Here is a 21,425-nt window from a genome sequence, read left to right as displayed (position 1 = left end):
GTTGCGCGATGGGCATCGTAGGCGTGGTTACGCAGATTGGGAAGCGGACAATTAGAGGCACCGGTTTGCCAAGATTGCAGCATATGCAGTCAAAAGGAACGAGCCGACGGCTGCGCGCCGCCGTGGGTAAAGCGCGCGTTACATTTCACTGATACGAGCACCGGCACTCGAGGGGCGATCTAGCCAGATGAGACTCAGCGTTATCGGTACGGGTTACCTGGGCGCCGTCCACGCCGCATGCATGGCGCACCTGGGCCATGACGTGCGCGCCTACGACGTCGACGCGAACAAGATTTCGCTGCTCTCCAGTGGTGTGTCGCCGTTCTACGAACCGGGGTTCGAGGAACTCCTTCAGTCGGCGCTGTCCTCGGGGCGGCTCAGGTTCACACTGAACGTCGAAGAAGCGCTCGCGAATGCGACCGTGCACTTCGTCTGCGTCGGCACGCCGCAGCTTCCAGGGTCCGACGCCGCCGACATCCAATACGTCGACAACGCGGTGAAGTTGATCGCTGCAAGTGCGGACACTCCCGGGTTGATCGTCGGGAAGTCGACGGTGCCCGTCGGAACCGCGCAGCGGCTCGCCGAAGAGCTGGCCGCCCGGCCGTCGGCGCCGGCCCTGGAGATCGCGTGGAACCCGGAGTTCCTTCGCGAAGGCAAAGCGATCGAGGACACGCTGCGTCCGAACCGACTGGTTTTCGGGGTTGACTCCGAGCACGCCGAAAAGGTTCTGCTGCAGGTTTACGGCACTCTTATCGATGAGGGTATCCCGCACGTCACCACCGACCTGCCGACGTCGGAGATGGTAAAGGTTGCGGCCAATTCCTTTCTGGCGACCAAGATCTCGTTCATCAATGCCATGGCCGAGGTGTGCGAACTGGTCGGTGCCGACGTAGTGACGCTCGCCAACGCCCTAGGCTATGACGACCGCATCGGCAGTCGGTTCTTGACTGCGGGTCTCGGATTCGGTGGCGGCTGCCTGCCCAAAGACATCCGGGCTTTCAGTGCCCGAGCCGGCGAACTCGGCGCATCGGACTCGTTGAGATTCCTTCATGAGGTCGACAAGATCAATGTGCGTCGGCGTGAGAAGGCCGTCGCAGCGGCCAGCGCGCTCGTCGGCGGCGAGTTCCTAGGCAAGAACGTCGCGGTGCTCGGTGCCGCGTTCAAGCCGAACAGCGACGATGTTCGCGACTCCCCGGCGTTGAACGTGGCTGCGTCGATGCACCTGCGGGGAGCGGATGTACGTGTCCATGATCCCAAGGCGATTCCGAACGCAAGAGCGAGATTTCCCACGCTCACCTACTGCGAAGATGTCGAAAAAGCCTGCCGAGACGTCGATTTGATAGTGCTGGCAACGGAGTGGGAGGAGTACTGCAACATCGACCCCCTCGCGTTCCGCTCGATTGTGAGAGCGCCGCGGTTGCTCGACACGCGAAATGCGATCGACCGCGAGTACTGGGCCGGCGCGGGCTGGCTTGTGCATGCGTTAGGACGTAGACCGTTGACACCACACATCGACGCTTCGCAGGAGCGACTGTGACGTCCGACGGCTCGATCGAGGTGATCATCCCGGCCCGGAACATGGCCGATCACCTGCCGGCGATCCTCCGGCCGCTGTTGGAGCAGCTCACCGACCGTGACCGGGTGACGGTCGCCGATGACGCTTCGAACGACGCGACGGGGCAGGTGGCGGGCGCGCTTGGCGCGAAAGTCGTCACCGTGCCGGAAAGCCGCGGGCCGTACTACGCACGCCAAGTCGCCGCGAGTACGTCGGCGGCTGGCATATTGATCTTCACGGATGGACGGTGCCGCCCGCTTCCGGGTTGGCTCGAAGCGCACCGCGAACTTCAGAGCCGTCCGGGTGTTGCGTTGTCCTGCACGAATGTTCGAACGATTTCTGGACAGACACTCGCCGCGCGGGTGGCGGCGAGGCAGCAGCCGTTCCACCTGCGTGGCATGGTGGGAGTCCCGGGTAGGCCCGACTACTTTCCGACGGCAAACCTCGGGATCGATCGAATCGCCTTCGAGAAGGTCGGCGGGTTCCGCGCGATGCGCAGCGGCGGTGACGCCGATATCTGCTGGCGGATACAGGAGCAATCGCTGGGCACGATGGCGGCCGACGCACGTGTGCTCATGGAGTGGGAGCCGCGGACGACGCTGCGAGAATTGGCAAGCCAGTGGAAGCGGTACGGCGGAAGCACTGCATACCTGGAGTGGGTGTACGGCGAGTATTCGCCGCGTCCCTTCGGCACCGATGCATCCCTGCGGATCAAACTGCGGGCGGCGATGCAACAGTGGCGGGAGCGATTCCGAGGAAGGCCAAGCGAGATTCTTGCCGTCGCCGCAATGGACGGTGCCTTCACCTACGGGTATATGGCAGGGAAGCTAAAAAGCCGCGAATTTGCGGCGCCGGTGCCCTACGAGGCGGGTGCAGGTTGAGCCGCTGGTAGTGAGTTCGACTGCCGTGATTGCCCTTTGGAGGTGATGGCAACGTTCCCGCCGTGCGATGGTCACGCGCGAACCTCGTCTCATCGCTGCGCTATTACCTCAAACCGACCGGCGTCCTCTACGCCGAAGTGCCGCAGGAAATCTGGGCGGGGATCCCGCTGGACGCGGACCCTGTCACGCACATCAACTACTTCACCCGTCACTCCTTGGAAGTGGCACTTGGAAGTGACTCGGGTTCTTGCGCAGCGCAGCGAGACAGGCAGGGGCAATGTGCTTCCGGCGGATGTGCAACGTCTGCTCTACCCACCCCGTGCATACAGTGCGCGGAAGGTCTACCGGGTCGCGATCAAACCGCAAACGCTCCGGCAATACCGTTGCCCGCTGGCGCGCGGAGAGGTCAACGGTCGTTTTCGGCCGCTGTGCGGTAACCGCGTACGGCCAGCGGCAGCAGCACCGCGCCGAGGCCGAGGATCCACGCCAGCGCCTGAAATAGCGGCAACGTCACCGGATTCCCGAGCGCAAGTGCCCGCATGGTTTCGATGACCGGAGACATCGGCTGCAGCGAGACGAGCGGGCGGAGCCACGACGGGTAGATGTCCAGCGGGGCGATGCCGCTGCTGCCGAAAACCAGGCCGATCGAGGCGGTGCCCAGCCACGTCAGCAGAATTCGTCCCTGCGGACGCATCGCAACCGTTATCACCGCGGCCGAGAAGACGACAACCACCAGCACGGGCATGAGCATGAACGGGACGATCGCCAGCCAGCTGCCCTCGAATCGGAAGCCGAGCGCGAAACCCACGGCCGTGATGAGCGCAGTCGCCGCCAACGTGCGAACCGCTTCGGCGAGAAGCATTCCGGTGAGCGCGCTGGCTCGATGCACCGGCAGTGTCCAGAATCGGCTGAAGACGCCCGATTCGCGTTCCCTGGGCATTGCCAGAGCGGCTCCGATGGCGCCCAACATCGCTCCCGCCACCGCGCACATCGGCACGAGGCCGTGAAGACCGCTGGCGCCGGTCAGTTTCGTCATGGATTTACTGACCATCAGGCTGTAGGTGACCAGCAGAAGCGTAGGCAGCAGGAGCGACTGAATTGGCACCGCCGGAAGGCGCCGCCAGCGGGTGAACTGACGCCCCGCGAAGACAACCGTCTCGAAGGCCAGTGTGTTGCGTCCTACCTGTTCGGCGCTCACTCCGTCCGCCTCTGCATTCGGACCGCCAGGACGCCGAACACCACGAGCAGGCCTATGCACCAGGCCGTACTGGTCACCAGGTTGCTGGTGACCACTTCGCCGTTGGCGAAGTTCCGCAGCGTGTCGGTGACCTGTGAGACCGGCTGATATTTCACGAACGGCTGCACCCACCCCGGGAAGGCGTCGACGGGCGCAAGGCCCGTCGACAGGAGGACGAGCAACAGTTGTGGGATCTGCAACAGCTGGCTGGCATTGCCGACCCTTTTGGCGACGGTGCCCGTGGCATCAGCGCCGAGCGACAAGGCCAACGTCAGCACAAGCGGGAGGACGACGAAAGCGGCGGCGTAGCCCAGCCCGCCACTCAGTCGAAATCCGAAGAGGTACGCGATGGCAACGGCCGCCACCAAGGCGAGCACGCCTCGGATGAGGCAGTACAGCATTCGCGCCGTCAGTGGTGCCATGACGGCTATCGGCAATGTGCGCAGGCGCAGCCCGAAGCCCGACGACTGCTCATGAGCTGCCCGGTCCGTGGTCGTCATGGCGCCGAACAGCATCGCCTGGACGACTATCGCCGGTAGGACATATTGGGCGTAGCTCATTCCGCCGGTGTCGATGATGTTCTGTAAGACGAGCACGACGCCGATGAAGCCGACAACCGGCGCGATCACCGCGAACATCAAGTCGAGGCGTGCGCTGAGCACGATGCGCTCGGTGAGCGCAGCCAGTCCCGTCATGCGGTGATGGACGGCCGAGTGATGTGCAGAAATACCTCGTCGAGAGAAGGTTTGCGCAGCGAGATGTCGATCAGTTCGGCGCCGAGACGGTCGATGCGGCGCAGGACCTCGGCGAGCGTGGCGGGCCCGTCGGCTGCCGGCACTGCAACGGTGTTCAAATCGAAATCGGTTTCCACTTCGCCGAGATCGCGCAGTGCGTCGGCGACTCGAGACACATCGGCTGGGTTCACCAGCGTCACTTCGCAGTAGCTCGACCCGGCCCGGCGCTTGAGGTCCTCAGCCGTTCCCGAAGCCACGACGCGCCCTGAGTCGAGAATGATGATCGAATCACTCAGGACGTCGGCTTCTTCGAGGTACTGCGTGGTCAACAGCACCGTCACGTCTTGTGCGGCCATTGCCGACACCAGGCTCCATACTTCGCGGCGGCTGCGCGGGTCCAGCCCGGTGGTCGGCTCGTCGAGGAACAGCACCTTGGGTGAGACGACGAGCGCGGCGGCGATGTCGACGCGACGCCGCATGCCCCCCGAGTAGGTGTACACCGGCCGGTCCGCCGCGTGCGCGAGATCGAATTGCTCGATCAACTCGTCGGCACGGGAACGGGCACGGCCACGCCGCATGCCTCGCAGCCTGGAGAACAGGACCAAGTTCTCCCGACCGCTGAGAAGGGGATCGACGGCGGCTTCCTGCCCCGTCACACCGATGCTCTGACGAACTTCAGCAGGACTTTCGACGACGTCATAGCCGGCGACAACGGCCCGGCCCGAAGTAGGCCGCACCAACGTCGACAGGATCTTGACCGCGGTCGTCTTACCGGCGCCGTTATGGCCGAGCAACGCACAGACCGAACCGGTGGGAACGGAGAAGCTCACGTCCCGCAACGCGGGGACAGTCTCCCCGTACGTCTTGCTGACGGCTTCCAGTTCGATCACGAAACAAAACGATACCGTGGGTGCCGTCGGCGCGGGCATTCACGGGCCCGCCGACAATTCGGACGACTTCAGTCGCGTGGTGCGCTGTTTGAGGGGTCTGCTCTTTGCCCGCCGAGGGGATAAGCTCCGCCGGGTGATTTCGTTTGTGATTCCCACGCTCAATGAGCGCAGGACGATCGAGACGACCCTGCAGTCTCTGTCCGGGTATTCCGGTCCGCACGAGATCATCGTGTCCGACGGCAACAGCAAAGACGGCACTGTCGAGGTCTGTCGTAAGTACACCGACACCGTCATCGTCTACACGAAACCGGCCCGGCAAACCATCGCCATGGCCCGCAACATGGGGGCCGCCGCGGCGACCGGCGATTACCTGGTCTTCGTCGATGCCGATGTGGTCATCCCCGACATCGACCGCTTCTTCGACCAGGCTCACCAGGCCTTTCGGGCTGAACGCGGACTTGTCGCCCTGACGTGCCGGTACCAGGTTTCGTCCGAGGCGGCCAGGCCCGTCGACCGCGTGTTCTTCACGATGCTCGGTCTGCAGTTCTTGCTGCTCAATAACATTCTGCGCATCGGAGCGGCCGGCGGAGAGTTTCAGATGATCAAGGCAGATGCTTTCAGAAAGGTCGACGGATTCAACGAAAGCCTTGCCGCGGCGGAGGACATGGATCTTTTTCAGCGGCTCTCCAAAATCGGTCGTACACGATTCGTGAAGAACCTCACCGTCTACCACACCGGAAGACGCGCACATGCCGTCGGTTGGCCGAAACTCGTCTGGGAATGGTTCAGCAACACAATGTCGGTATGGCTGTTCAAGAGGTCGGCGAGTAAAGAATGGAAGGAAATCCGCTGAATTCGGATTCCGACTTCTGCGCGAATTACTCGAGCATATTCGGCGAAATGCCGTCCTTGCTCGTCGCGACGCATACGCCGTAGCCTCGGGGCGTGGCCGGCCCGACCGTCGTCCGCGCCGACGAACTCGCTGCGCTGGAGGCATTCGCCGGCTGCCCGATCGAGGCTCTCGCGCCGTTGGCGGCGCAGCTGCGCCCGTTGACCGCGGCGGCCGGCAAGGTGCTCATGCAGCAAGGCGAACTGGCAGTGTCCTTCCTGCTGGTCGGGTCCGGCCGCGCGGAGGTCACCCACACCGGCGCCGATGGGCATGACACGGTCGCCGAAGTGCATCCCGGGCTGATCGTCGGCGAGATCGCCTTACTCCGTGACACCCCCCGCACCGCCACCGTCGTTGCGACCGAACCGCTTACGGGTTGGGTCGGCAACCGGGAAGCGTTCGCCACCATGCTCGAGATTCCGGGCATGCTCGACAAGCTGGTCCGCACTGCGCGGCAGCGGCTTGCCGCGTTCCTCACCCCGATTCCGGTTCAGATGCGCGACGGCACCTGGTTCTACCTGCGGCCGGTATTGCCCGGTGACAGTGAGCGAACGACGAATGGGCCCGTCGAGTTCTCCGGAGAGACGCTGTACCGCCGCTTCCAGACTCCCCGCACGCCGACGAAGTCGTTGATGACCTATCTGTTCGAGGTCGACTACGTGCACCACTTCGTGTGGGTGATGACCGACGGGGCCGAGGGCCCGGTGGTGGCCGACGCGCGGTTCGTCCGCGACGAGGACGACCCGGCCGTCGCTGAAGTGGCGTTCATCGTCGGCGACGACTACCAGGGCAGGGGCATCGGCACGGTACTGATGGAGGCTCTCGTGGTGGCGGCCAATTACAGTGGCGTCCAACGCTTCACTGCGCGCGTGCTGACGGATAATCTCCCCATGCGCGCCATCTTGAACCGGTTGGGAGCGGTCTGGCACCGTGACGACCTCGGTGTGGTGACCACCGCTGTGGATGTTCCTGCCGTCAAATCGCTTCAGCTCACCCCCGATTCGATCCGGCAGATGCGCGACGTGGTCCGCCAGGTCACCAGGGCGGTCGACTGATGCAGCGCGGGGAGGTGGCTGGGCGCAGGCCGGCCTTGAACAAAGACACTCGGCTGTGCATTTCACTGTCCGGGCGGCCGAGCAACATCGGGACGCGGTTCCACAACTACCTCTACGACCAACTCGGCCTCGACTTCATCTACAAGGCGTTCACCACCACCGACATCGCCGCCGCGATCGGTGGCGTGCGGGCACTCGGTATCCGCGGGTGTTCGGTCTCGATGCCGTTCAAGTCCGACGTCATCGCGCTCGTCGACGAGGTGGAACCGTCGGCCCAGGTGATCCGCTCGGTCAACACGATCGTCAACGACGAGGGCAGGCTGACCGCGTCGAACACCGATTATCTGGCGGTCCAACGACTCATCGATGAACACCGCCTCGACCCGTCACAGTCGGTGCTGATCCGCGGCAGCGGCGGCATGGCCAGTGCAGTCGGAGCAGCGTTTCGCGACAAGGGATTCCACGACGGCGCCATCGTGGCGCGCAATCCCGAAACCGGCTGGCCGCTGGCGGACCGGCTCGGCTACGAGCACCTGACCGACATCGGCTCACACGCCGCCGACGTCATCGTCAACGTCACCCCCATCGGCATGGCCGGTGGGCCCCAGGAGCGCGACCAGGCCTTCGACGAGGCGACGATCTCCAGCGCGCGCACCGTGTTCGACGTCGTGGCGATGCCGTCGGAGACCCCGTTGATCGTCGCGGCTCGTGCCGCGGGCGTTGACGTGATCACCGGCGCCGAGGTGATCGCGCTGCAGGCCGCCGAGCAGTTCGAGCGCTACACCGGCGTCAGGCCGACCGCCGAGCAGGTGGCGGCGGCCTCGGCGATCTCCCGCGCCTGATTACGGGATGATCGTGGTCTGATCGTCGATGGCAGATGTGGCGTCCATCAGCACGCCCATCTGTTCCTCGGTGCCGTCGGCGTTGAGTTGCAGCACGTACAGGCCGTCCTGACCGGGAATCACCACGGTCTTCTGGGCGATGGCGCGCCGGACCCTGTCCTTGTTGTAGAGCCCGCCGATCTGGGTGGCGTCGAACCCACTGAGCTGGCTCGACTGGCCTGCCTCGGCGCCCTCGTATCCCGGTAGGTTCTTGATCTCGCCGGCCGCGTACTCGAGGATCTTGGCAGGGTCGACGTTACCGGTCAGTTTGGAGACCAGCGCGATGATGCTCGGCGGGTCCTGCGCGAATGCCGCATCCGTGGAAACTATTGCGGCGTATGCCCATTCAGGGGCGTTGGGGCCGGCGTCGCGCCATCCGGGCGGGATCGGAAGATTGATGGTCGGCGAGCCCGGGGCGCCGCGCTTGACCGGCGTCTCGACGATGCCGCTCTCGCGGATGTAGTCGACGATCGTCTTGTTGGCGCCTGCGGCCTGCGCCGGCGCCGCCGGGGCGGCTTCGCTGGTGGTGGTCGTGGTCGTCGGCGTGCTGGTCGTCTCCTGCTCGCTGGACTCGGTCTTGGTGTCCGAACCGCAGCCGACCAGGCCCAGGCCGAGCGAGACGGCAGCGATGGCGATCACGCCGGCCCTGGTTGACGTGCTCATGGATGCTCCCGTCGATTGAAATCTCGGCGGTAGCCTACGGTCGGCATTCGCTGGGCGCACGTGAATCGCCCTGGAACCGAGCTTCGGGCGACGCCCATTTTCCCGCGAGGGATCGCTTTGTGTAGCAAGATTGCGTCCCATCGCGGGGGCGTAGCTACTTTGGGGAGGCTTCGGAAATGCGAGCAGCCATGCGTTCGCTGGGGGTAGTCATTCTGGCGCTGGCGAGCACCGTCGCCATAGCGGTCGCGTGGACGACGGCGGCCACCGTCCAACTGCTGGCCACGGCGCTGATCATGGGCGGAACCGACCATCCGCTGACCAACGACGAGGATCCGGCATTCGTCAGCAACTATCTGCAGAACGCGATCAACGGCTACATCGGCCCGGCCTCGCAGGCGCCGACGAGCCCGGGCCTCGATCCCATCCAGGACGCCGACGGCAACGTCTACGCCGTCATCTATCCGGCGGGCTTCACCCCGGTGTTCCGGGACACGACCTTCGGCGACTCCGTCGACGCGGGCGTCACCAACCTGACCGGTTGCGTCCGCGGCGACGGCTGCGACTACAACACCAACCCCGAGGTCACGCCGCCCGGCCCGGAACTGGCGCCGAGCCCGACCGAGGACTTCGTGATCTTCGGCTACTCGCAGAGCGCGGTGGTCGCTTCACTGGTCAAGAGGGACCTGATCGCCACTCCGCGCCCGGACGGCGCGGACACGTCGTTCTTCCTCCTGGCCAATCCGATGCGCCCGAACGGCGGTGTCCTGGCGCGTAGTCCCTTCCCCTTCACCATCCCGATCCTGAACATTCCGTTCTACGGCGCCACGCCCACGAACAGTTGCGATGTCGGTCCCTGCATGCCCACCGTTGACGTCGCGGCTCAGTACGACGGATTGGGTGGCGACGCCCCGGCCAGCCTCACCAACGTGTTGGCCATCCTGAACGCGGCGGCGGGCTACTACTACTTCCACGGTGATCTTCAGAACCGCGATTTCGAAGATGCGGAGTATCAGGGGCACACGGGCGATACGGACTATTACCTCATTCGGGCGCAGCGGTTGCCGATCCTGAAGCCGGTCGAAGGCTTCGTCCCGTCGCCCATCCTCACGTTGTTGGACGCACCGCTTCGGGTGCTGATCGAGGGTGCGTACGCCCGCGACGTCGATCCGGGAGTCGCGACCAAGGTCGGCCTGTTGCCGTTCCGCAATCCCGTCGCGACGGCGATCAATCTGCTCAGGTCGATCCCCACCGGAATCGACGACGCGCTCGCCGAGGTGACGGGCGATCCGACGTTCCGCCCGCTCGGAACCGCGCCGGTGACCAGTCCGTTCGGTGTGGGCGGCCCGGAACTCCCCGAGCCGCCGTCCGAGGAGCTGAACGACGCGGCGGTCACGTCGGCGTCCTCCGTCGGTGACGACAGCGCCCGGCAGGGTGGAAGCGAAGACGAGCCGGTCGGCCCCGTCGACGAGGCGATCGACGAGGCGACCAACGGTGTCATCGAAGATGACGAGGTCATCGAGGAGGACGAGGTCGCCGTCGTGGAGGACGAGGTCATCGTCGTCGAAGAGGACGACGAGGCCGACAGCCAGACCGGCACCCCGACAACGCCGGTGACCGACCCCGAAACCCCCGACGTGCGCGGACCCGTCGAGTTCGACTCGCGGGAACCGGCCCGGGCGCCGTTGACGGCCGAAACGGGGAACGACGAGACGACGACCGCCGAAACGGTGTCGAACGGTAACGAGGCTGAGGCACCCGCCGCTTAGCGCGAGCAGTTGAGCGAGACGGTGATCGACCGGCTCTTGACCACAGTGATGAGTTCGCGGTCCTCGCCCCTGCCGACCGAGATCGTCTCGGTGACCGTCTTCGGGTTGCGCACGCTGGTGACGATGCACTGGTTGAGCGGCCCGCTGCCGACACGGTCGATGACGACGTCGTAGCCCGTGGCCTCTAGTTCACCAATGGTCTGCTGGGCGTCGCCGGCCTGTATCGGCTGCGCGGCGGCAAACCCCGCTGGCGCCAGGATTATGCCCGCCGCCGCTGTTGTTGCTGCCACACTCCGAAGAGCACGCATGACAGCCTCCGTCCTATGAGAGAAAATGTCGCTACTTGTTGATCGTCGGGCGGGCGTGAAGTGTTCCATCGCGGCGATCGTGATCTGCCTCGCTGCCTGCGGCGTCCCGTCGGAACCGGATCCCGAACCGCTGCCCTCGACTCGGATGCCGCCGGTGAATCCGGCCAGGATCGATCGTGTGCGCGGTGACCTGCCCGACGGCTACGAGGTGGCAGGCCTGGCGGGCGGGATCGCGCCGGCCGTGTCGTGGGGCCTGGGCGCCGAGTGGACGGCCGATCCGCCCCAGTGCGGGGTGCTGGCCGATCCGGTCACCGGCGACGCGCGGGGGTGGTCGGCCTCGGGTGCGGGCGGCATCGTCTACGCCGCGGTCGCCGACGGTCGGTCACCGGATCCCGCGCTGCTCTCCCAATGCGGCCGCTGGACGGTGTCGGGCGGGAAGACCTCCGGCGACGTCTCGCTGGGTGCGGCGCCGAGCATCGACGGTGCGCAGACGGTCGGGATGGCCACGGCCACCACCACTGTCGTCGAAGGCGGAACCGAAACGCGCTCGCACGCCGACACCGCGAGCGCGTATCTGGATGGGCATGTCGTGTTCGTCACCGTCGTGACAGACCCGGGCTCGCCGAATCCGCAACTCGGACAGGACTTCGCGGCTGAACTGTTGGTGAGAACGGTCTCGGCGTTGCGCGGCTGACCGGCGGCTCGGCGGACGGGTAGATTGTGCGCGATGTCGAAGAGGGCGATGCTGGGCAGCCAGTGGTTGTTGGCATGCGCCCTCGTACTGACCGCGTGTGGCGACTCGGCGGACGCGCCGCAGGCCGACATCGCCCGCGTCAAGGACGTGCGGTCGAACTTCGGGCCCGAGTTCAAGGTGACCGATGTCGGGCCGACGGGCATCGATCCGCGACTGCTCGGACCGCAGGCGCTCGCGCCGGGGATGACCTTCGACCCGCCGGACTGCGCGTCGTTCGCCAACCAACAGATGGTGCCCGCCGGAGCGCAGGGCAATATGGCCGCCACGACGGCCGAAGGCGCAGGTAACCGCTTCATCGCGATCGCCGTCGAGACGTCGCAGGAGGCGGCGGTCAACGCGCCCGCCGAGAATTGCCGCAAGGTGGGCTTCGCCGGGGGCGGGGTGCGCGGTCTGGCCGAGGTGGTCGAGGCCCCGCAGATCGACGGCGCGCAGACACTTGGCACGCATCGTGTGTTGCAGACGGTGATCGACGGCAAACCGCGCACCGGGGAGCTCTTCAACTACGTCGCGAGTTTCGGCACATACCTGGTGATCGTGACCGCGAACCCGTTGGTCGAACCCAACAAACCCGTCGCCCCGGTCGACACGCGGCGTGCGCGCGACCTGTTGGCGGCCGCGGTGGCCGCGGTACGCGGTTGATTCTGCTCCTCGCGTGCGCGGTCTCAGCGCACGTCGTGCGGCCGGAACTGGATGCTGATCCGGGGCCCGACCGGCCGCGTCGTCTTCGGGATCGCGTGCTCCCAGGTGCGCTGGCACGATCCGCCCATCACCAGCAGGTCGCCGTGGCTGTGCGCAATCCGTAACGACTTGCCGCCGCCGCGCGGGCGTAACGCGAAAGTCCTTGTGGCGCCGAGGCCGACAATTGCGACCATGGTGTCCTCGGTGCTGCTGCGGCCGACGGTGTCGCCGTGCCAGGCCACACTGTCGTCGCCGTCGCGGTACAGGCACAGCCCCGCGGTGGTGAACGGCTCGCCGAGCTCACCGGCGTAGGCGTCGTTGAGCCGCCTGCGGATCTGCTTGAGCCGGGGGTGCGGGACCGGCCCGTCGACCAGGTTGTGGAAGCTGACAAGCCGGGGCACGTCGAGGACGCGGTCGTACATCTGCCTGCGCTCGGCGCGCCACGGAATGTCGCGTTCGAGTTCGGCGAACAGCGAGTCGGCGTCGCCCAGCCAACCGGACCGGAAGTCGATCCAGGCGCCGTCGCCGAGATGGCGCCGTTCGGCGTGCTCGAACAGCGAGCTCTGAAGAGCCAGCTCCATGGCGGCGAGTCTATCGCACACGCGTTCGATTTCTACAGCCTTGACGCGCCGGGACCCTCGGCGGCCAGCATGTCGCCGGGATTGGACAGCGCGCAGGTCTTCAGGCTGAGGCACCCGCAGCCGATGCAGCCGGCCAGGTTGTCGCGCAGGCGCTGCAGGTGCAAAATCCTGTCGTCGATGTCCTGACGCCAGCCGGCGGACAGTTTCGCCCAGTCCTTGCTGGTGGGCACGCGATCGGTGGGCAGGGTGGCGAGCGCTTCGCGGATGCGCGCGAGCGGGATACCGAGCCGCTGCGACATGCGGATGAAGGCGACGCGGCGCAGCGTCTCGCGTGCGTAGCGGCGCTGGTTGCCGCTGGTGCGGCGACTCGAGATGAGCCCTTCGCGCTCGTAGAAGTGCAGTGCCGAGACCGCGACGCCGCTGCGAGCGGACATCTCGCCGGGGGAGAGTTCACCGATCTTCTCCATAACCTCAACCATAATTGAGGCGGCTGTGGGGGTTACGGTGCTAGGTGTGACGTTGGGCTGCGACTCCGAGGTCGGACGGCTGCGGACGGTGATTCTGCACCGCCCGGGTGCCGAATTGCAGCGACTGACCCCCCGCAACAACGACGCGCTGCTGTTCGACGGGCTGCCGTGGGTGGCCAAGGCGCAGCGCGAACATGACGCGTTCGCCGCGCTGCTGCGCGAGCGCGGCGTCGAGGTGCTGCTGCTGGCCGATCTGCTGACCGAGGCGTTGTCGCACAGCGGGGCGGCCCGGATGCACGGCATCGCCGCGGCGGTTGACCCGCGTCGGCTGGGACTGCCGCTGGCGCAGGAGCTCTCGGAGTATCTGCGCACACTGGCGCCCGCGCCGCTGGCGCGGGTGCTCATGGCGGGCATGACGTTCAACGAGTTGCCGCTCGACGGCGGCGAGCTGTCGCTGGTGCGCCGGATGCACCACGGCGGGGACTTCGTCATCGACCCGCTGCCGAATCTGTTGTTCACCCGCGACTCGTCGTTCTGGATCGGGCCGCGGGCGGCGATCACCTCGCTGGCACTGCCTGCGCGGGTGCGCGAGACGTCGCTGACCGATGTGATCTACGCCCACCACCCGCGATTCCTGGGTGTGCGGCGGGCCTATGAGTCGCGCTCTGCGCCGGTCGAGGGCGGTGATGTCCTGCTGCTGTCGCCTGGCGTGGTCGCGGTCGGCGTAGGCGAGCGCACGACGCCTGCTGGCGCGGAGGCCTTGGCGCGCAGTCTGTTCGACGACAATCTGGCGCACACCGTGCTGGCGGTGCCGATCGCCCAGGAACGGGCCCAGATGCATCTGGACACGGTGTGCACGATGGTCGACGTCGACGCGGTGGTGATGTACCCAGCGATCGTGGACTCCTTGATGGCCTTCACGATTCACCGCGACGGCTCGGGCGGTGTGCGCATCGACGACGAGCTTCCGTTCGTACGGGCGGCCGCCGACGCCATGCAGATCGAGAAGTTGCGGGTGATCGCGACGGGCCTCGACCCGGTGACGGCCGAGCGGGAGCAGTGGGACGACGGCAACAACACGCTGGCGGTCGCGCCCGGTGTCGTGGTGGCCTACGAACGCAACGCCGAAACCAATGCCAGGCTTGCCGATTCGGGTATCGAGGTGCTGCACATCGAGGCGTCCGAATTGGGCACCGGCCGCGGCGGCCCACGCTGTATGAGCTGCCCCGCGGCCCGCGACCCCCTCTGAGTCGCGGTCCTGGCGCGAATTTTGCACTCACGGCTGCGGCTACGCCCAATCCACAACCCTCACCGCAATCTTCGCGGATTCCAGCGGCGGCGAGCGAACGCTTCGTACGCGCGATGCAGGATGAATCGCCTGCTGTGCTCCGCGACGACTCGAATGTCGATCCACCCCTCACGGTCGAGCAGCTCGGCCCGGCCGATGTCGTGAACGTATTGACTCCGGTTCTCGCTGTGGTGGGCGCCCTCGTAGTCGAAGCCGACTTTCGGTTCGTCGTATCCCATGTCGATGTAGGCGTTGAGCAGGCCGTCGCTCACGTGGATCTGCGTGCGAGGCGGCGGCAAACCGTCGTCGATGAGGATGAGCCGCAACCGCGTCTCCTGCGGCGATTGCGCTCCGCCGTCCATCAGCGGAAGTGCGACACGCGCTCGCGGTAGGCCGCGCGCCCGCGGGTAGCGCTCGGACAGCAGCAACACCTCCGACGCCTCGATGCCGGTATCGCGCGCCAGCGCGTCGAGATGGCGCACCGCGCGGTCGCGCGACAGATGTCGCGCGATGTCGAAGGCCGTGCGCGCAGGAGTCGTCACGAGCATGCCGTCGACGGTCGTGATGTCGTCGGCGTCGAGGCGCTCGTTGCGGACGACGATGCCGCGCGGTGGCCGCCCGCAGCGCCAGATCAATTCGACGGCAACGGTGTCGTCGACATACCGCGCACCGTGCAGCGCCGCCGCGGCGAGCCCGGTAACGACGCCGTTGCGGCCTGACCAGAGAAAGGCGCCCATGGTTCGCGCTCGAAGCGAGGGTGGGGCGACCTTCGACGCGTAGACGTCGGGATAGATGGCGCGATAGTTCCACCGCAGATTCGCGCGCGTGAGGCAGCCGTCGGCCAGGGCGGCGCTACCGACGAAGACCTCTTCCATGACGCGAATCGTGGTGAGACACCCCGACACAAAAGCCGCCGCGGCGCGATATTGCGCGCACGGCTGTGGATAACCTCGAGTCACAGCTGTGGCTGCAATATTGAGAGCGAGGCGCCGAGCCGCGCTCCTACTAGCGCCAGGACGGCAGCCAGATCTGCATGTTCCAGGTCGCCTGCGAGATCGGTAGACCCGTCAGGATCGGGTACATCCATGCGAAGTTCGTCAGCACCAGCGCGATGTAACAACTCACCGCGATGAGCCCGAGTTTTCGGCGCTCGTCGTTCTGATTCGGCTTGTACAGGATGTCGCCGAGGATCATCGCGATCGCGAGCACCAGGAACGGCGCCATCACCGCCGCGTAGAAGAAGTACATCTGCCGGTCGATCATCGCGAACCAGGGCAGGAATCCCGCACCGTAGCCAACGAGGATGACCGCATATCGCCAGTCGCGCTTGACGAATGCCCGCCACACCGCCCACGCGAGTACCGGCACCGCGATGAACCACATCGCCGGCGTGCCGACCATCATCACGGCCTTCACGCACGACTGCTCGCCGCAGCCCGGCACGTTCTGGTTGTCGATCGCGTACAGCACCGGCCGCAACGACATCGGCCACGTCCACGGCTTGGACTCCCACGGGTGGTGGTTGCCGTCAGCGTTGGTCAAACCCGCATGGAACTTGTACGCCGCGTGGGTGTAGTGCCACAGCGAGCGCACCGCGTCGGGTAGCGGCAGGATGCTGTCCTGACCGATCGACCGCCCCACCTCGTGCCGGTTCACCCCGGTCTCCGAGGCGAACCACGGGGTGTAGGACGCCAGGTACACCCCGAACGGAATCAGCGTCAGCGCGTACAGCGCCGGGCCGACGTCGCGGCGCAGCGTGCCCAGCCATGGCCGCGGCACCCGGTACTGCCGCCGCGCGGCGACATCGAACGCCACCGACATCAACCCGAAGAACACGATGAAGTACAGGCCCGACCACTTTGTCGCGCACGCCAATCCGAGCAGCACACCCGCGCCGAACCGCCACCACCGCACGCCGAGCCGCGGGCCCCACGGCGTCTCGCCGATACGGTCCTCCAGCATGGCGATGTGCATGCGTTCGCGCACTTGATCGCGGTCGACGATCAGGCAGCCGAATGCTGCGACCACGAACACCACGAGGAAACCGTCGAGCAGCGCGGTGCGCGCCGCGACGAAGCTGACCCCGTCGGCGATCAACAGCAGACCCGCGATCGCGCCGACCAGCGTGGAGCGGCTGATCCGCCGCGCGATACGCGCGACGAGCAACACCACGATGACGCCGCACACCGCGCCGGAGAACCGCCACCCCAGCCCGTTGTAGCCGAACAACGCCTCGCCTATCGCGATCAGCTGCTTGCTCAGTGGCGGATGCACCACCAGCCCGTAGCCGGGGTTGTCCTCGACACCGTGGTTGTGCAGCATCTGCCAGGCCTGCGGCGCGTAGTGCTTCTCGTCGAAGATCGGTGTGCCGGCATCGGTCGGCGAACCGAGGTTCAAAAACCGCGTCAGCGACGCCAGCGCGGTGATGACGGCGGTCATCACCCAGCCCTGCATACGGTCGACCGGTCCGAAGTCGGCGGCGGGCCTCAGGGGGGCGGGACTGATGACGGGGACCGCGCGCGACGCTTCGGTAGCGGGGGCGGTCACGGTTCTCGATCGTAGGCTGTCGGCCATGAGCACCGGCCGACTGCGTATCGCCGCCACGCCGCTCGGCCAGCCGTCGGACGCGTCGGCGCGGCTGGTCGACGCGCTGAAGAGCGCGGACGTCGTCGCCGCTGAGGACACCCGCCGGATCCGCACATTGGCCACCGCGGTCGGCGCCACCATGACCGGCCGCGTGGTCAGTCTGTACGACCAGAACGAGGCGACGCGGGTGCCCGCGCTGGTCGACGAGATCCGCCGCGGTGCGACGGTCCTGTTGGTCAGCGACGCGGGCATGCCGCTGATCAGTGACCCCGGCTACCGCCTCGTCACCGCGTGCGTCGAGGCGGGGTTGGCCATCACCTGCCTGCCGGGTCCGTCGGCGGTCACCACCGCGTTGGCGGTCTCGGGCCTGCCGTCGGAGAAGTTCTGCTTCGAGGGTTTCGCCCCCCGCAAGCACGGCGCGCGCGCTGCCTGGCTGACCAAGCTGGCCGCCGAGGCCCGCACGTGTGTGTTCTTCGAGTCGCCCAGGCGGCTCGCCGACACGCTCGCCAGCGCCGTGGACGTGCTGGGACCCGAGCGCAGAGCGGTGGTCTGTCGGGAGCTGACCAAGACGCACGAGGAGATCCGCCGCGGTTCGCTGGGCGAACTCGCCGAATGGGCGGCCGACGGCGTGCTCGGCGAGATCACAGTCGTGCTGGCCGGCGCGACGCCGCGTGCCGATCTGGAGACGCTGGTGGCCGAGGTCAATGAACTCCTCGCCGACGGTGCCCGCGTCAAAGATGCGTGCGCGCAGGTGGTGTCCGCGCACCCCGGCGCCCCCTCACGGCGCGAGCTGTACGACGCCGTCCTGCGGGCTCGCGGCTGAGGCGTCGACGATCGCCGCCGCCTTGTGCAGGCATTCGTCCCACTCGCGGTCGGGATCGGAATCGGCCGTGATTCCCCCGCCGACACCGAGCACCGCGTTGCCCGAGGCGTCGAATTCAACCGTCCGGATCGCGACGTTCAGCTCGCACCCCGCGACGGGAGAGGCCAAACCTACTGTGCCGCAATACACTCCACGCCGATGCGACTCCCATCCGGCCAGTAGTCGGCGGGCGCGTGTCTTCGGCGTGCCGGTGACCGAAGCCGGCGGGAACGTCGCGTCGAGCACCGCGGCCATCGGCACGTCCACGTCGACGCGCGCTGCCACCGTCGACACCAGATGCCACACGCCGGGTGCCGGACGAACCGCCAACAACTCCGGAACCGTCACGCTGCCCGTCAGCGCCACCCGGCCGAGGTCGTTGCGCACCAGGTCGACGATCATGATGTTCTCGGCGACGTCCTTGACCGACGCACGCAACTCCGCGGGGTCGGCGTGGCGCGGCAGGGTGCCCTTGATCGGGCTCGACGTCACGTCGCTGCCGCGACGTCGCAGGAAAAGCTCCGGCGACAGCGACGCCACCGCGCCCCATTCGCCCGCCACATAGGCGGCGCGTGCCGGCGACGTGCGCGCCACCGCGTCGACGAAGAAGTCGATCGGTGTGCCGTCGATCCGGCCGCTGAATTGCGTGCACACGCATGCCTGGTAGACCTCACCGGCCGCGATCGCCTCCAGGCACGCCAGCACACCGCGGCGGTGCTTCGCCTGATCCGGCCCGCTCCAGGCGATGTGCGCCGGCCGTGGTGACGGCTGCTCGGCCAAGGCGTCCGCCACCCAGCCCGGAACCGTTGTGTCCGTAAGGCTCTCAAACCACCATTGACCGTCGCGGTCCTGGCGTAGCACGCAGTCCGACCAGCCACCGCAAGCCTCGGGCACCCGCGGTCCCCGCCCGTCGGCAGCCGCGTCGGGGTATGACAGGTAGCCGAACCACCCGCCGCCGACCGCCTCAACGGCCGAGCCTGCGCCCACCTCGAACACCTCGGACACCCCGACAGGGGCCATCGGGACCGAGGGTGCGATGACGGCACCGGAGTCGAACCAGTCGCCGATCAATGCGGCGGGCGGCGGCAGTCTCAGACGTGTGGCAGAGGCGGCGACGGCCCGCAGCACCGACGGGGCGCCGCCCAGGTCGCCGAGCCACTCGATCAGCACCGTGTCAGCTTGTCAGACGCTACGGCTGATCTCCCGCGGGATGTCCACGCCGCCGAGCTTGTCAGGGTTGCGCATCGCGTAGAAGTGCGAGATGCGCCCCTCGGTGATCTCGACGGTGACGATGCCCTCGAAGCTGTCGCCGAGGTAGAGCTTGAGCGCGGGGGAGTTGTTGTACATGGCCGGCTCGATGCGGCCGTTCTCCCCGGCGACGCGCACCAGACCGATGATCACCCTGGCGACCTTCTCGGCGCCGAGGATGGGTCGACGGGCCGCGCTGCGCTTGCCGTCGCTGTCGGCGGTCCACACCACGTCCTCGGTGAGCATCTCCAGTAGCCCGTCGACATCTCCTGTCGATGCCGCCGTGAAGAACCGCGTCGTCAACTCCATCGACATCTTCGGGTCGACGGGTTCGAAGCGCTTGCGGCGCGACTGCACGTGCTCGCGCGCGCGGTGCGCCATCTGGCGCACCGCACTCGCGGACTTGCCGATCGTCGAGGCGATCTCGTCGTGACTGAAACCGAACACCTCGCGCAGCACGAAGACCGCGCGCTCGTCGGGGGTCAGCGTCTCGAGCACGACCAGCATCGCCATCGAAACCGACTCGGCCAGCACCACATCAGTGGAGGCATCCTTGGTCTCGAGCAGCAGCGGCTCGGGCAGCCACGGGCCGATGTAGTCCTCACGTCTGCGGGACTGCGCCCGCAGCACGTTGAGCGACTGCCGGGTGACGAGCTGGGCGAGGTAGGCCTTCGTGTCGTGCACCGCCGCGAGATCCACCTCGGCCCAGCGCAGGTAGCTATCCTGCAGCACGTCGTCGGATTCCGTTGCGCTGCCCAAGATCTCGTAAGCGATCGTGAACAGCAGCGGTCGCAGCAACGTGAACCGTTCGGCGTGTTCGTCACCCGGCCGCGTGTTCATCGGCTCGACACCACCGCCGCGGCCTCGGTCAGTTGCGGGCCGCGGTCGGGACCCTTCTGCGACTTGTACGAGCCCGGCTTCGCCGCTTCGCCGGCCATCCATTTCAGGGTCCACCGGCACACCTGCTCCTTGATGAAAGCGCCCGCCTTGCCGCCGATGTAGATGCCCACCGGGGTGTCGTCCTTGTGCTGCAACTGAAGTGTGCCCGCTCCGCGGCCGAGGCTGATGCACTGCGCCGTCATGGGCACGCTGATACCGGCCGGTTCGGTGCCCGCGATCCGGCTCAGAACCGTGTTGGCCGACTGCGCGCCCAGCGGCAGGCTGGCCTGGCAGCTCATCCGGAACGGCAGGCCCGACGGCGACACCGCGTCGCCGGTGCCGACGATCCGCTGATCGTCGATGCTGGTGAGCGTTTCGTCGGTCAACAGCCGGCCCAGCGCGTCGGTGCTCAGTCCGCTGGCCGCAGCCAGGTCGGGCACTCCGAAACCGGCCGTCCAGACGGTCGCCGCACTTGGCAGTGCCCGTCCGCTCGCGAGAACAACCGCGTCCGCGGTCACCGCGGCGACCGAGTCCTCGATCACCTCGACCCCGAGCTTGCGCAACCGCTTGGCCACCGAACGACGGCCGGGCTTGCTCAGCGACGGCGCCAGCGCGGCGCCGACCAGGGTCACCGAACGTCCCGCTTCGGCGAACTCGGAGGCCGCCTCGATGCCGGTCAGGCCGCCGCCGACGACGACGATCGGTGCCGACAAGGGGACGTCGGCCAGCCGGGACTGCAACCGCTGCGCCTGCTCGAGTTCACTGAGCGGATAGGCGAATTCGCGAGCCCCGGCCACCGAGTCGGGCACGGCGCCGGTGCTGCCGACGGCATACACCAGATAGTCGTACTCGAGCGATCCGCCGGAGGTCAGCTCGACACGGCGCGCCGCGGCATCGATGCGCTCGGCTCCGTCGACGACGAGGCGGACGCCGGCGTTGAGAACGGTCGCGTAGTCCTCGGTCGCGTCGTCATTGTCGATCGCCAGCTGGTGCAGCCGGATCCGCTCGACGAATTTCGCGCGCGGGTTCACCAGGGTCACGGCGACCCCGTCGGTGCTGCACAGCCGGTTGGCGGCCATCACGCCGGCGTAGCCACCGCCGATCACGACGGCGCGGATCTGTCCTTCGGTCATTTACGGTCTCCTTCGGTCTTCCAGCTCACCGTTGAGCCGGTCTGGCCTTGAGACACCGCGCACATCGAGAGTGTGACAGGTTTGCCGCCG

The 21,425-nt window shown here is 66.9% G+C and carries 22 protein-coding genes; 10 read left to right on the top strand and 12 right to left on the bottom strand.

Translation table 11 applies throughout. The features are described 5' to 3' along the window. Positions 1-187: 187 nt before the first annotated feature. Together N4S67_RS02865 and N4S67_RS02860 are read left to right on the top strand one after the other, a co-directional pair. Positions 188-1,537, top strand: a complete 1,350-nt coding sequence (locus tag N4S67_RS02865) for a UDP-glucose dehydrogenase family protein (RefSeq protein ID WP_260991417.1) — start codon at positions 188-190, stop codon at positions 1,535-1,537. Continuing rightward, positions 1,534-2,436 carry a glycosyltransferase gene (locus N4S67_RS02860; RefSeq protein ID WP_260991416.1) on the top strand — a complete coding sequence of 301 codons (903 nt, stop codon included), beginning with the start codon at positions 1,534-1,536 and terminating at the stop codon, positions 2,434-2,436. The genes N4S67_RS02865 and N4S67_RS02860 overlap by 4 nt, the downstream gene beginning before the upstream one ends. Positions 2,437-2,842: 406 nt before the next feature. Here the strand turns inward: N4S67_RS02860 and N4S67_RS02855 are convergent, their stop codons facing one another. From N4S67_RS02855 to N4S67_RS02845, 3 genes are read right to left on the bottom strand one after another with little or no spacing between them, the layout of a single operon-like run. Beyond that, on the bottom strand, positions 2,843-3,634 hold the full coding sequence (locus tag N4S67_RS02855) for an ABC transporter permease (protein WP_260991415.1): 792 nt from the start codon (positions 3,632-3,634) through the stop codon (positions 2,843-2,845). Beyond that, complete coding sequence (locus tag N4S67_RS02850) at positions 3,631-4,368, bottom strand: ABC transporter permease (protein WP_260991414.1); 738 nt, start codon at positions 4,366-4,368, stop codon at positions 3,631-3,633. Before N4S67_RS02850 ends, N4S67_RS02855 begins: the two co-directional genes overlap by 4 nt. Beyond that, positions 4,365-5,297, bottom strand: coding sequence for an ATP-binding cassette domain-containing protein (locus N4S67_RS02845; RefSeq protein WP_313959919.1), 933 nt, complete (start codon positions 5,295-5,297; stop codon positions 4,365-4,367). The genes N4S67_RS02850 and N4S67_RS02845 overlap by 4 nt, the downstream gene beginning before the upstream one ends. A 16-nt stretch (positions 5,298-5,313) precedes the next feature. Between N4S67_RS02845 and N4S67_RS02840 the strand changes: the two genes are divergently transcribed. The 3 genes from N4S67_RS02840 (at position 5,314) to N4S67_RS02830 (ending at position 8,083) form a co-directional block, all read left to right on the top strand. Next, on the top strand, positions 5,314-6,150 hold the full coding sequence (locus tag N4S67_RS02840) for a glycosyltransferase (RefSeq protein ID WP_260991412.1): 837 nt from the start codon (positions 5,314-5,316) through the stop codon (positions 6,148-6,150). Positions 6,151-6,242: 92 nt separating this feature from the next. Next, complete coding sequence (locus tag N4S67_RS02835) at positions 6,243-7,241, top strand: GNAT family N-acetyltransferase (RefSeq protein WP_260991411.1); 999 nt, start codon at positions 6,243-6,245, stop codon at positions 7,239-7,241. Further along, positions 7,241-8,083 carry a shikimate 5-dehydrogenase gene (locus N4S67_RS02830; protein WP_260991410.1) on the top strand — a complete coding sequence of 281 codons (843 nt, stop codon included), beginning with the start codon at positions 7,241-7,243 and terminating at the stop codon, positions 8,081-8,083. The genes N4S67_RS02835 and N4S67_RS02830 overlap by 1 nt, the downstream gene beginning before the upstream one ends. On the opposite strand, the gene N4S67_RS02825 is transcribed toward N4S67_RS02830, so the two are convergent. Then, positions 8,084-8,785 (bottom strand): LpqN/LpqT family lipoprotein, encoded by a 702-nt coding sequence (locus N4S67_RS02825; RefSeq protein ID WP_260991409.1) that lies wholly within the window; start codon positions 8,783-8,785, stop codon positions 8,084-8,086. Between the two features lie 188 nt (positions 8,786-8,973). Between N4S67_RS02825 and N4S67_RS02820 the strand changes: the two genes are divergently transcribed. Then, the gene (locus N4S67_RS02820) at positions 8,974-10,551 is read left to right on the top strand and encodes a PE-PPE domain-containing protein (RefSeq protein ID WP_260991408.1); all 1,578 of its coding nucleotides are present in this window, start codon (positions 8,974-8,976) and stop codon (positions 10,549-10,551) included. Here the strand turns inward: N4S67_RS02820 and N4S67_RS02815 are convergent. Beyond that, positions 10,548-10,859 (bottom strand): hypothetical protein, encoded by a 312-nt coding sequence (locus tag N4S67_RS02815; protein WP_260991407.1) that lies wholly within the window; start codon positions 10,857-10,859, stop codon positions 10,548-10,550. The genes N4S67_RS02820 and N4S67_RS02815 overlap by 4 nt on opposite strands. A 25-nt stretch (positions 10,860-10,884) precedes the next feature. On the opposite strand from N4S67_RS02815, the gene N4S67_RS02810 reads away from it, so the two are divergent. After that, positions 10,885-11,553, top strand: coding sequence for a DUF5642 family protein (locus N4S67_RS02810; RefSeq protein WP_390893186.1), 669 nt, complete (start codon positions 10,885-10,887; stop codon positions 11,551-11,553). 33 nt (positions 11,554-11,586) lie between these two features. Further along, positions 11,587-12,252 carry a DUF5642 family protein gene (locus N4S67_RS02805; protein WP_260991405.1) on the top strand — a complete coding sequence of 222 codons (666 nt, stop codon included), beginning with the start codon at positions 11,587-11,589 and terminating at the stop codon, positions 12,250-12,252. Positions 12,253-12,275: 23 nt separating this feature from the next. On the opposite strand, the gene N4S67_RS02800 is transcribed toward N4S67_RS02805, so the two are convergent. Beyond that, a complete protein-coding gene (locus tag N4S67_RS02800) occupies positions 12,276-12,872 on the bottom strand; it encodes an alpha-ketoglutarate-dependent dioxygenase AlkB (RefSeq protein WP_260991404.1) in 597 nt (198 codons plus the stop codon). A gap of 32 nt (positions 12,873-12,904) precedes the next feature. Further along, entirely contained in the window at positions 12,905-13,339 is a 435-nt protein-coding gene (soxR, locus tag N4S67_RS02795; protein ID WP_260991403.1) for a redox-sensitive transcriptional activator SoxR, read from the bottom strand. Positions 13,340-13,376: 37 nt separating this feature from the next. Here soxR and arcA point away from each other — a divergent pair, with 37 nt between their 5' ends. Further along, positions 13,377-14,588 (top strand): arginine deiminase, encoded by a 1,212-nt coding sequence (arcA, locus tag N4S67_RS02790; protein WP_260992025.1) that lies wholly within the window; start codon positions 13,377-13,379, stop codon positions 14,586-14,588. Between the two features lie 59 nt (positions 14,589-14,647). Here the strand turns inward: arcA and N4S67_RS02785 are convergent, their stop codons facing one another. Continuing rightward, on the bottom strand, positions 14,648-15,502 hold the full coding sequence (locus N4S67_RS02785) for a type IV toxin-antitoxin system AbiEi family antitoxin (protein ID WP_260991402.1): 855 nt from the start codon (positions 15,500-15,502) through the stop codon (positions 14,648-14,650). A gap of 130 nt (positions 15,503-15,632) precedes the next feature. After that, positions 15,633-17,201, bottom strand: a complete 1,569-nt coding sequence (locus N4S67_RS02780) for a dolichyl-phosphate-mannose--protein mannosyltransferase (protein ID WP_260991401.1) — start codon at positions 17,199-17,201, stop codon at positions 15,633-15,635. Between N4S67_RS02780 and rsmI the strand changes: the two genes are divergently transcribed. Continuing rightward, on the top strand, positions 17,200-18,036 hold the full coding sequence (gene rsmI, locus N4S67_RS02775; protein ID WP_260991400.1) for a 16S rRNA (cytidine(1402)-2'-O)-methyltransferase: 837 nt from the start codon (positions 17,200-17,202) through the stop codon (positions 18,034-18,036). The two genes, N4S67_RS02780 and rsmI, sit on opposite strands and share 2 nt — an antisense overlap. Here rsmI and N4S67_RS02770 read toward each other — a convergent pair. The 3 genes from N4S67_RS02770 to N4S67_RS02760 are packed head-to-tail and all read right to left on the bottom strand — an operon-like array spanning position 17,992 to position 21,335. Beyond that, positions 17,992-19,245, bottom strand: coding sequence for an aminodeoxychorismate synthase component I (locus N4S67_RS02770; RefSeq protein WP_260991399.1), 1,254 nt, complete (start codon positions 19,243-19,245; stop codon positions 17,992-17,994). The two genes, rsmI and N4S67_RS02770, sit on opposite strands and share 45 nt — an antisense overlap. 12 nt (positions 19,246-19,257) lie before the next feature. After that, on the bottom strand, positions 19,258-20,163 hold the full coding sequence (locus N4S67_RS02765) for an RNA polymerase sigma-70 factor (protein WP_260991398.1): 906 nt from the start codon (positions 20,161-20,163) through the stop codon (positions 19,258-19,260). Further along, positions 20,160-21,335, bottom strand: coding sequence for an NAD(P)/FAD-dependent oxidoreductase (locus N4S67_RS02760; protein ID WP_260991397.1), 1,176 nt, complete (start codon positions 21,333-21,335; stop codon positions 20,160-20,162). The genes N4S67_RS02765 and N4S67_RS02760 overlap by 4 nt, the downstream gene beginning before the upstream one ends. Positions 21,336-21,425: the final 90 nt, after the last annotated feature.

It is taken from the genome of Mycobacterium deserti (assembly GCF_025345615.1).
In the GTDB taxonomy this organism is placed as follows: domain Bacteria; phylum Actinomycetota; class Actinomycetes; order Mycobacteriales; family Mycobacteriaceae; genus Mycobacterium; species Mycobacterium deserti.
Note: the sequence above shows the minus strand (reverse complement) of the source record. Positions and strands in the feature narration are given on the sequence as shown.

Coding starts and splice junctions, on each gene's coding strand:
- N4S67_RS02865 (WP_260991417.1), top strand. CDS start 188: ATGAGACTCAGCGTTATCGGTACGGGTTACCTGGGCGCCGTCCACGCC.
- N4S67_RS02850 (WP_260991414.1), bottom strand. CDS start 4,368: ATGACGGGACTGGCTGCGCTCACCGAGCGCATCGTGCTCAGCGCACGC.
- N4S67_RS02830 (WP_260991410.1), top strand. CDS start 7,241: ATGCAGCGCGGGGAGGTGGCTGGGCGCAGGCCGGCCTTGAACAAAGAC.
- N4S67_RS02825 (WP_260991409.1), bottom strand. CDS start 8,785: ATGAGCACGTCAACCAGGGCCGGCGTGATCGCCATCGCTGCCGTCTCG.
- N4S67_RS02820 (WP_260991408.1), top strand. CDS start 8,974: ATGCGTTCGCTGGGGGTAGTCATTCTGGCGCTGGCGAGCACCGTCGCC.
- N4S67_RS02815 (WP_260991407.1), bottom strand. CDS start 10,859: ATGCGTGCTCTTCGGAGTGTGGCAGCAACAACAGCGGCGGCGGGCATA.
- N4S67_RS02810 (WP_390893186.1), top strand. CDS start 10,885: ATGTCGCTACTTGTTGATCGTCGGGCGGGCGTGAAGTGTTCCATCGCG.
- N4S67_RS02805 (WP_260991405.1), top strand. CDS start 11,587: ATGTCGAAGAGGGCGATGCTGGGCAGCCAGTGGTTGTTGGCATGCGCC.
- N4S67_RS02800 (WP_260991404.1), bottom strand. CDS start 12,872: ATGGAGCTGGCTCTTCAGAGCTCGCTGTTCGAGCACGCCGAACGGCGC.
- soxR (WP_260991403.1), bottom strand. CDS start 13,339: ATGGAGAAGATCGGTGAACTCTCCCCCGGCGAGATGTCCGCTCGCAGC.
- N4S67_RS02785 (WP_260991402.1), bottom strand. CDS start 15,502: ATGGAAGAGGTCTTCGTCGGTAGCGCCGCCCTGGCCGACGGCTGCCTC.
- rsmI (WP_260991400.1), top strand. CDS start 17,200: ATGAGCACCGGCCGACTGCGTATCGCCGCCACGCCGCTCGGCCAGCCG.
- N4S67_RS02780 (WP_260991401.1), bottom strand. CDS start 17,201: ATGGCCGACAGCCTACGATCGAGAACCGTGACCGCCCCCGCTACCGAA.
- N4S67_RS02765 (WP_260991398.1), bottom strand. CDS start 20,163: ATGAACACGCGGCCGGGTGACGAACACGCCGAACGGTTCACGTTGCTG.
- N4S67_RS02760 (WP_260991397.1), bottom strand. CDS start 21,335: ATGACCGAAGGACAGATCCGCGCCGTCGTGATCGGCGGTGGCTACGCC.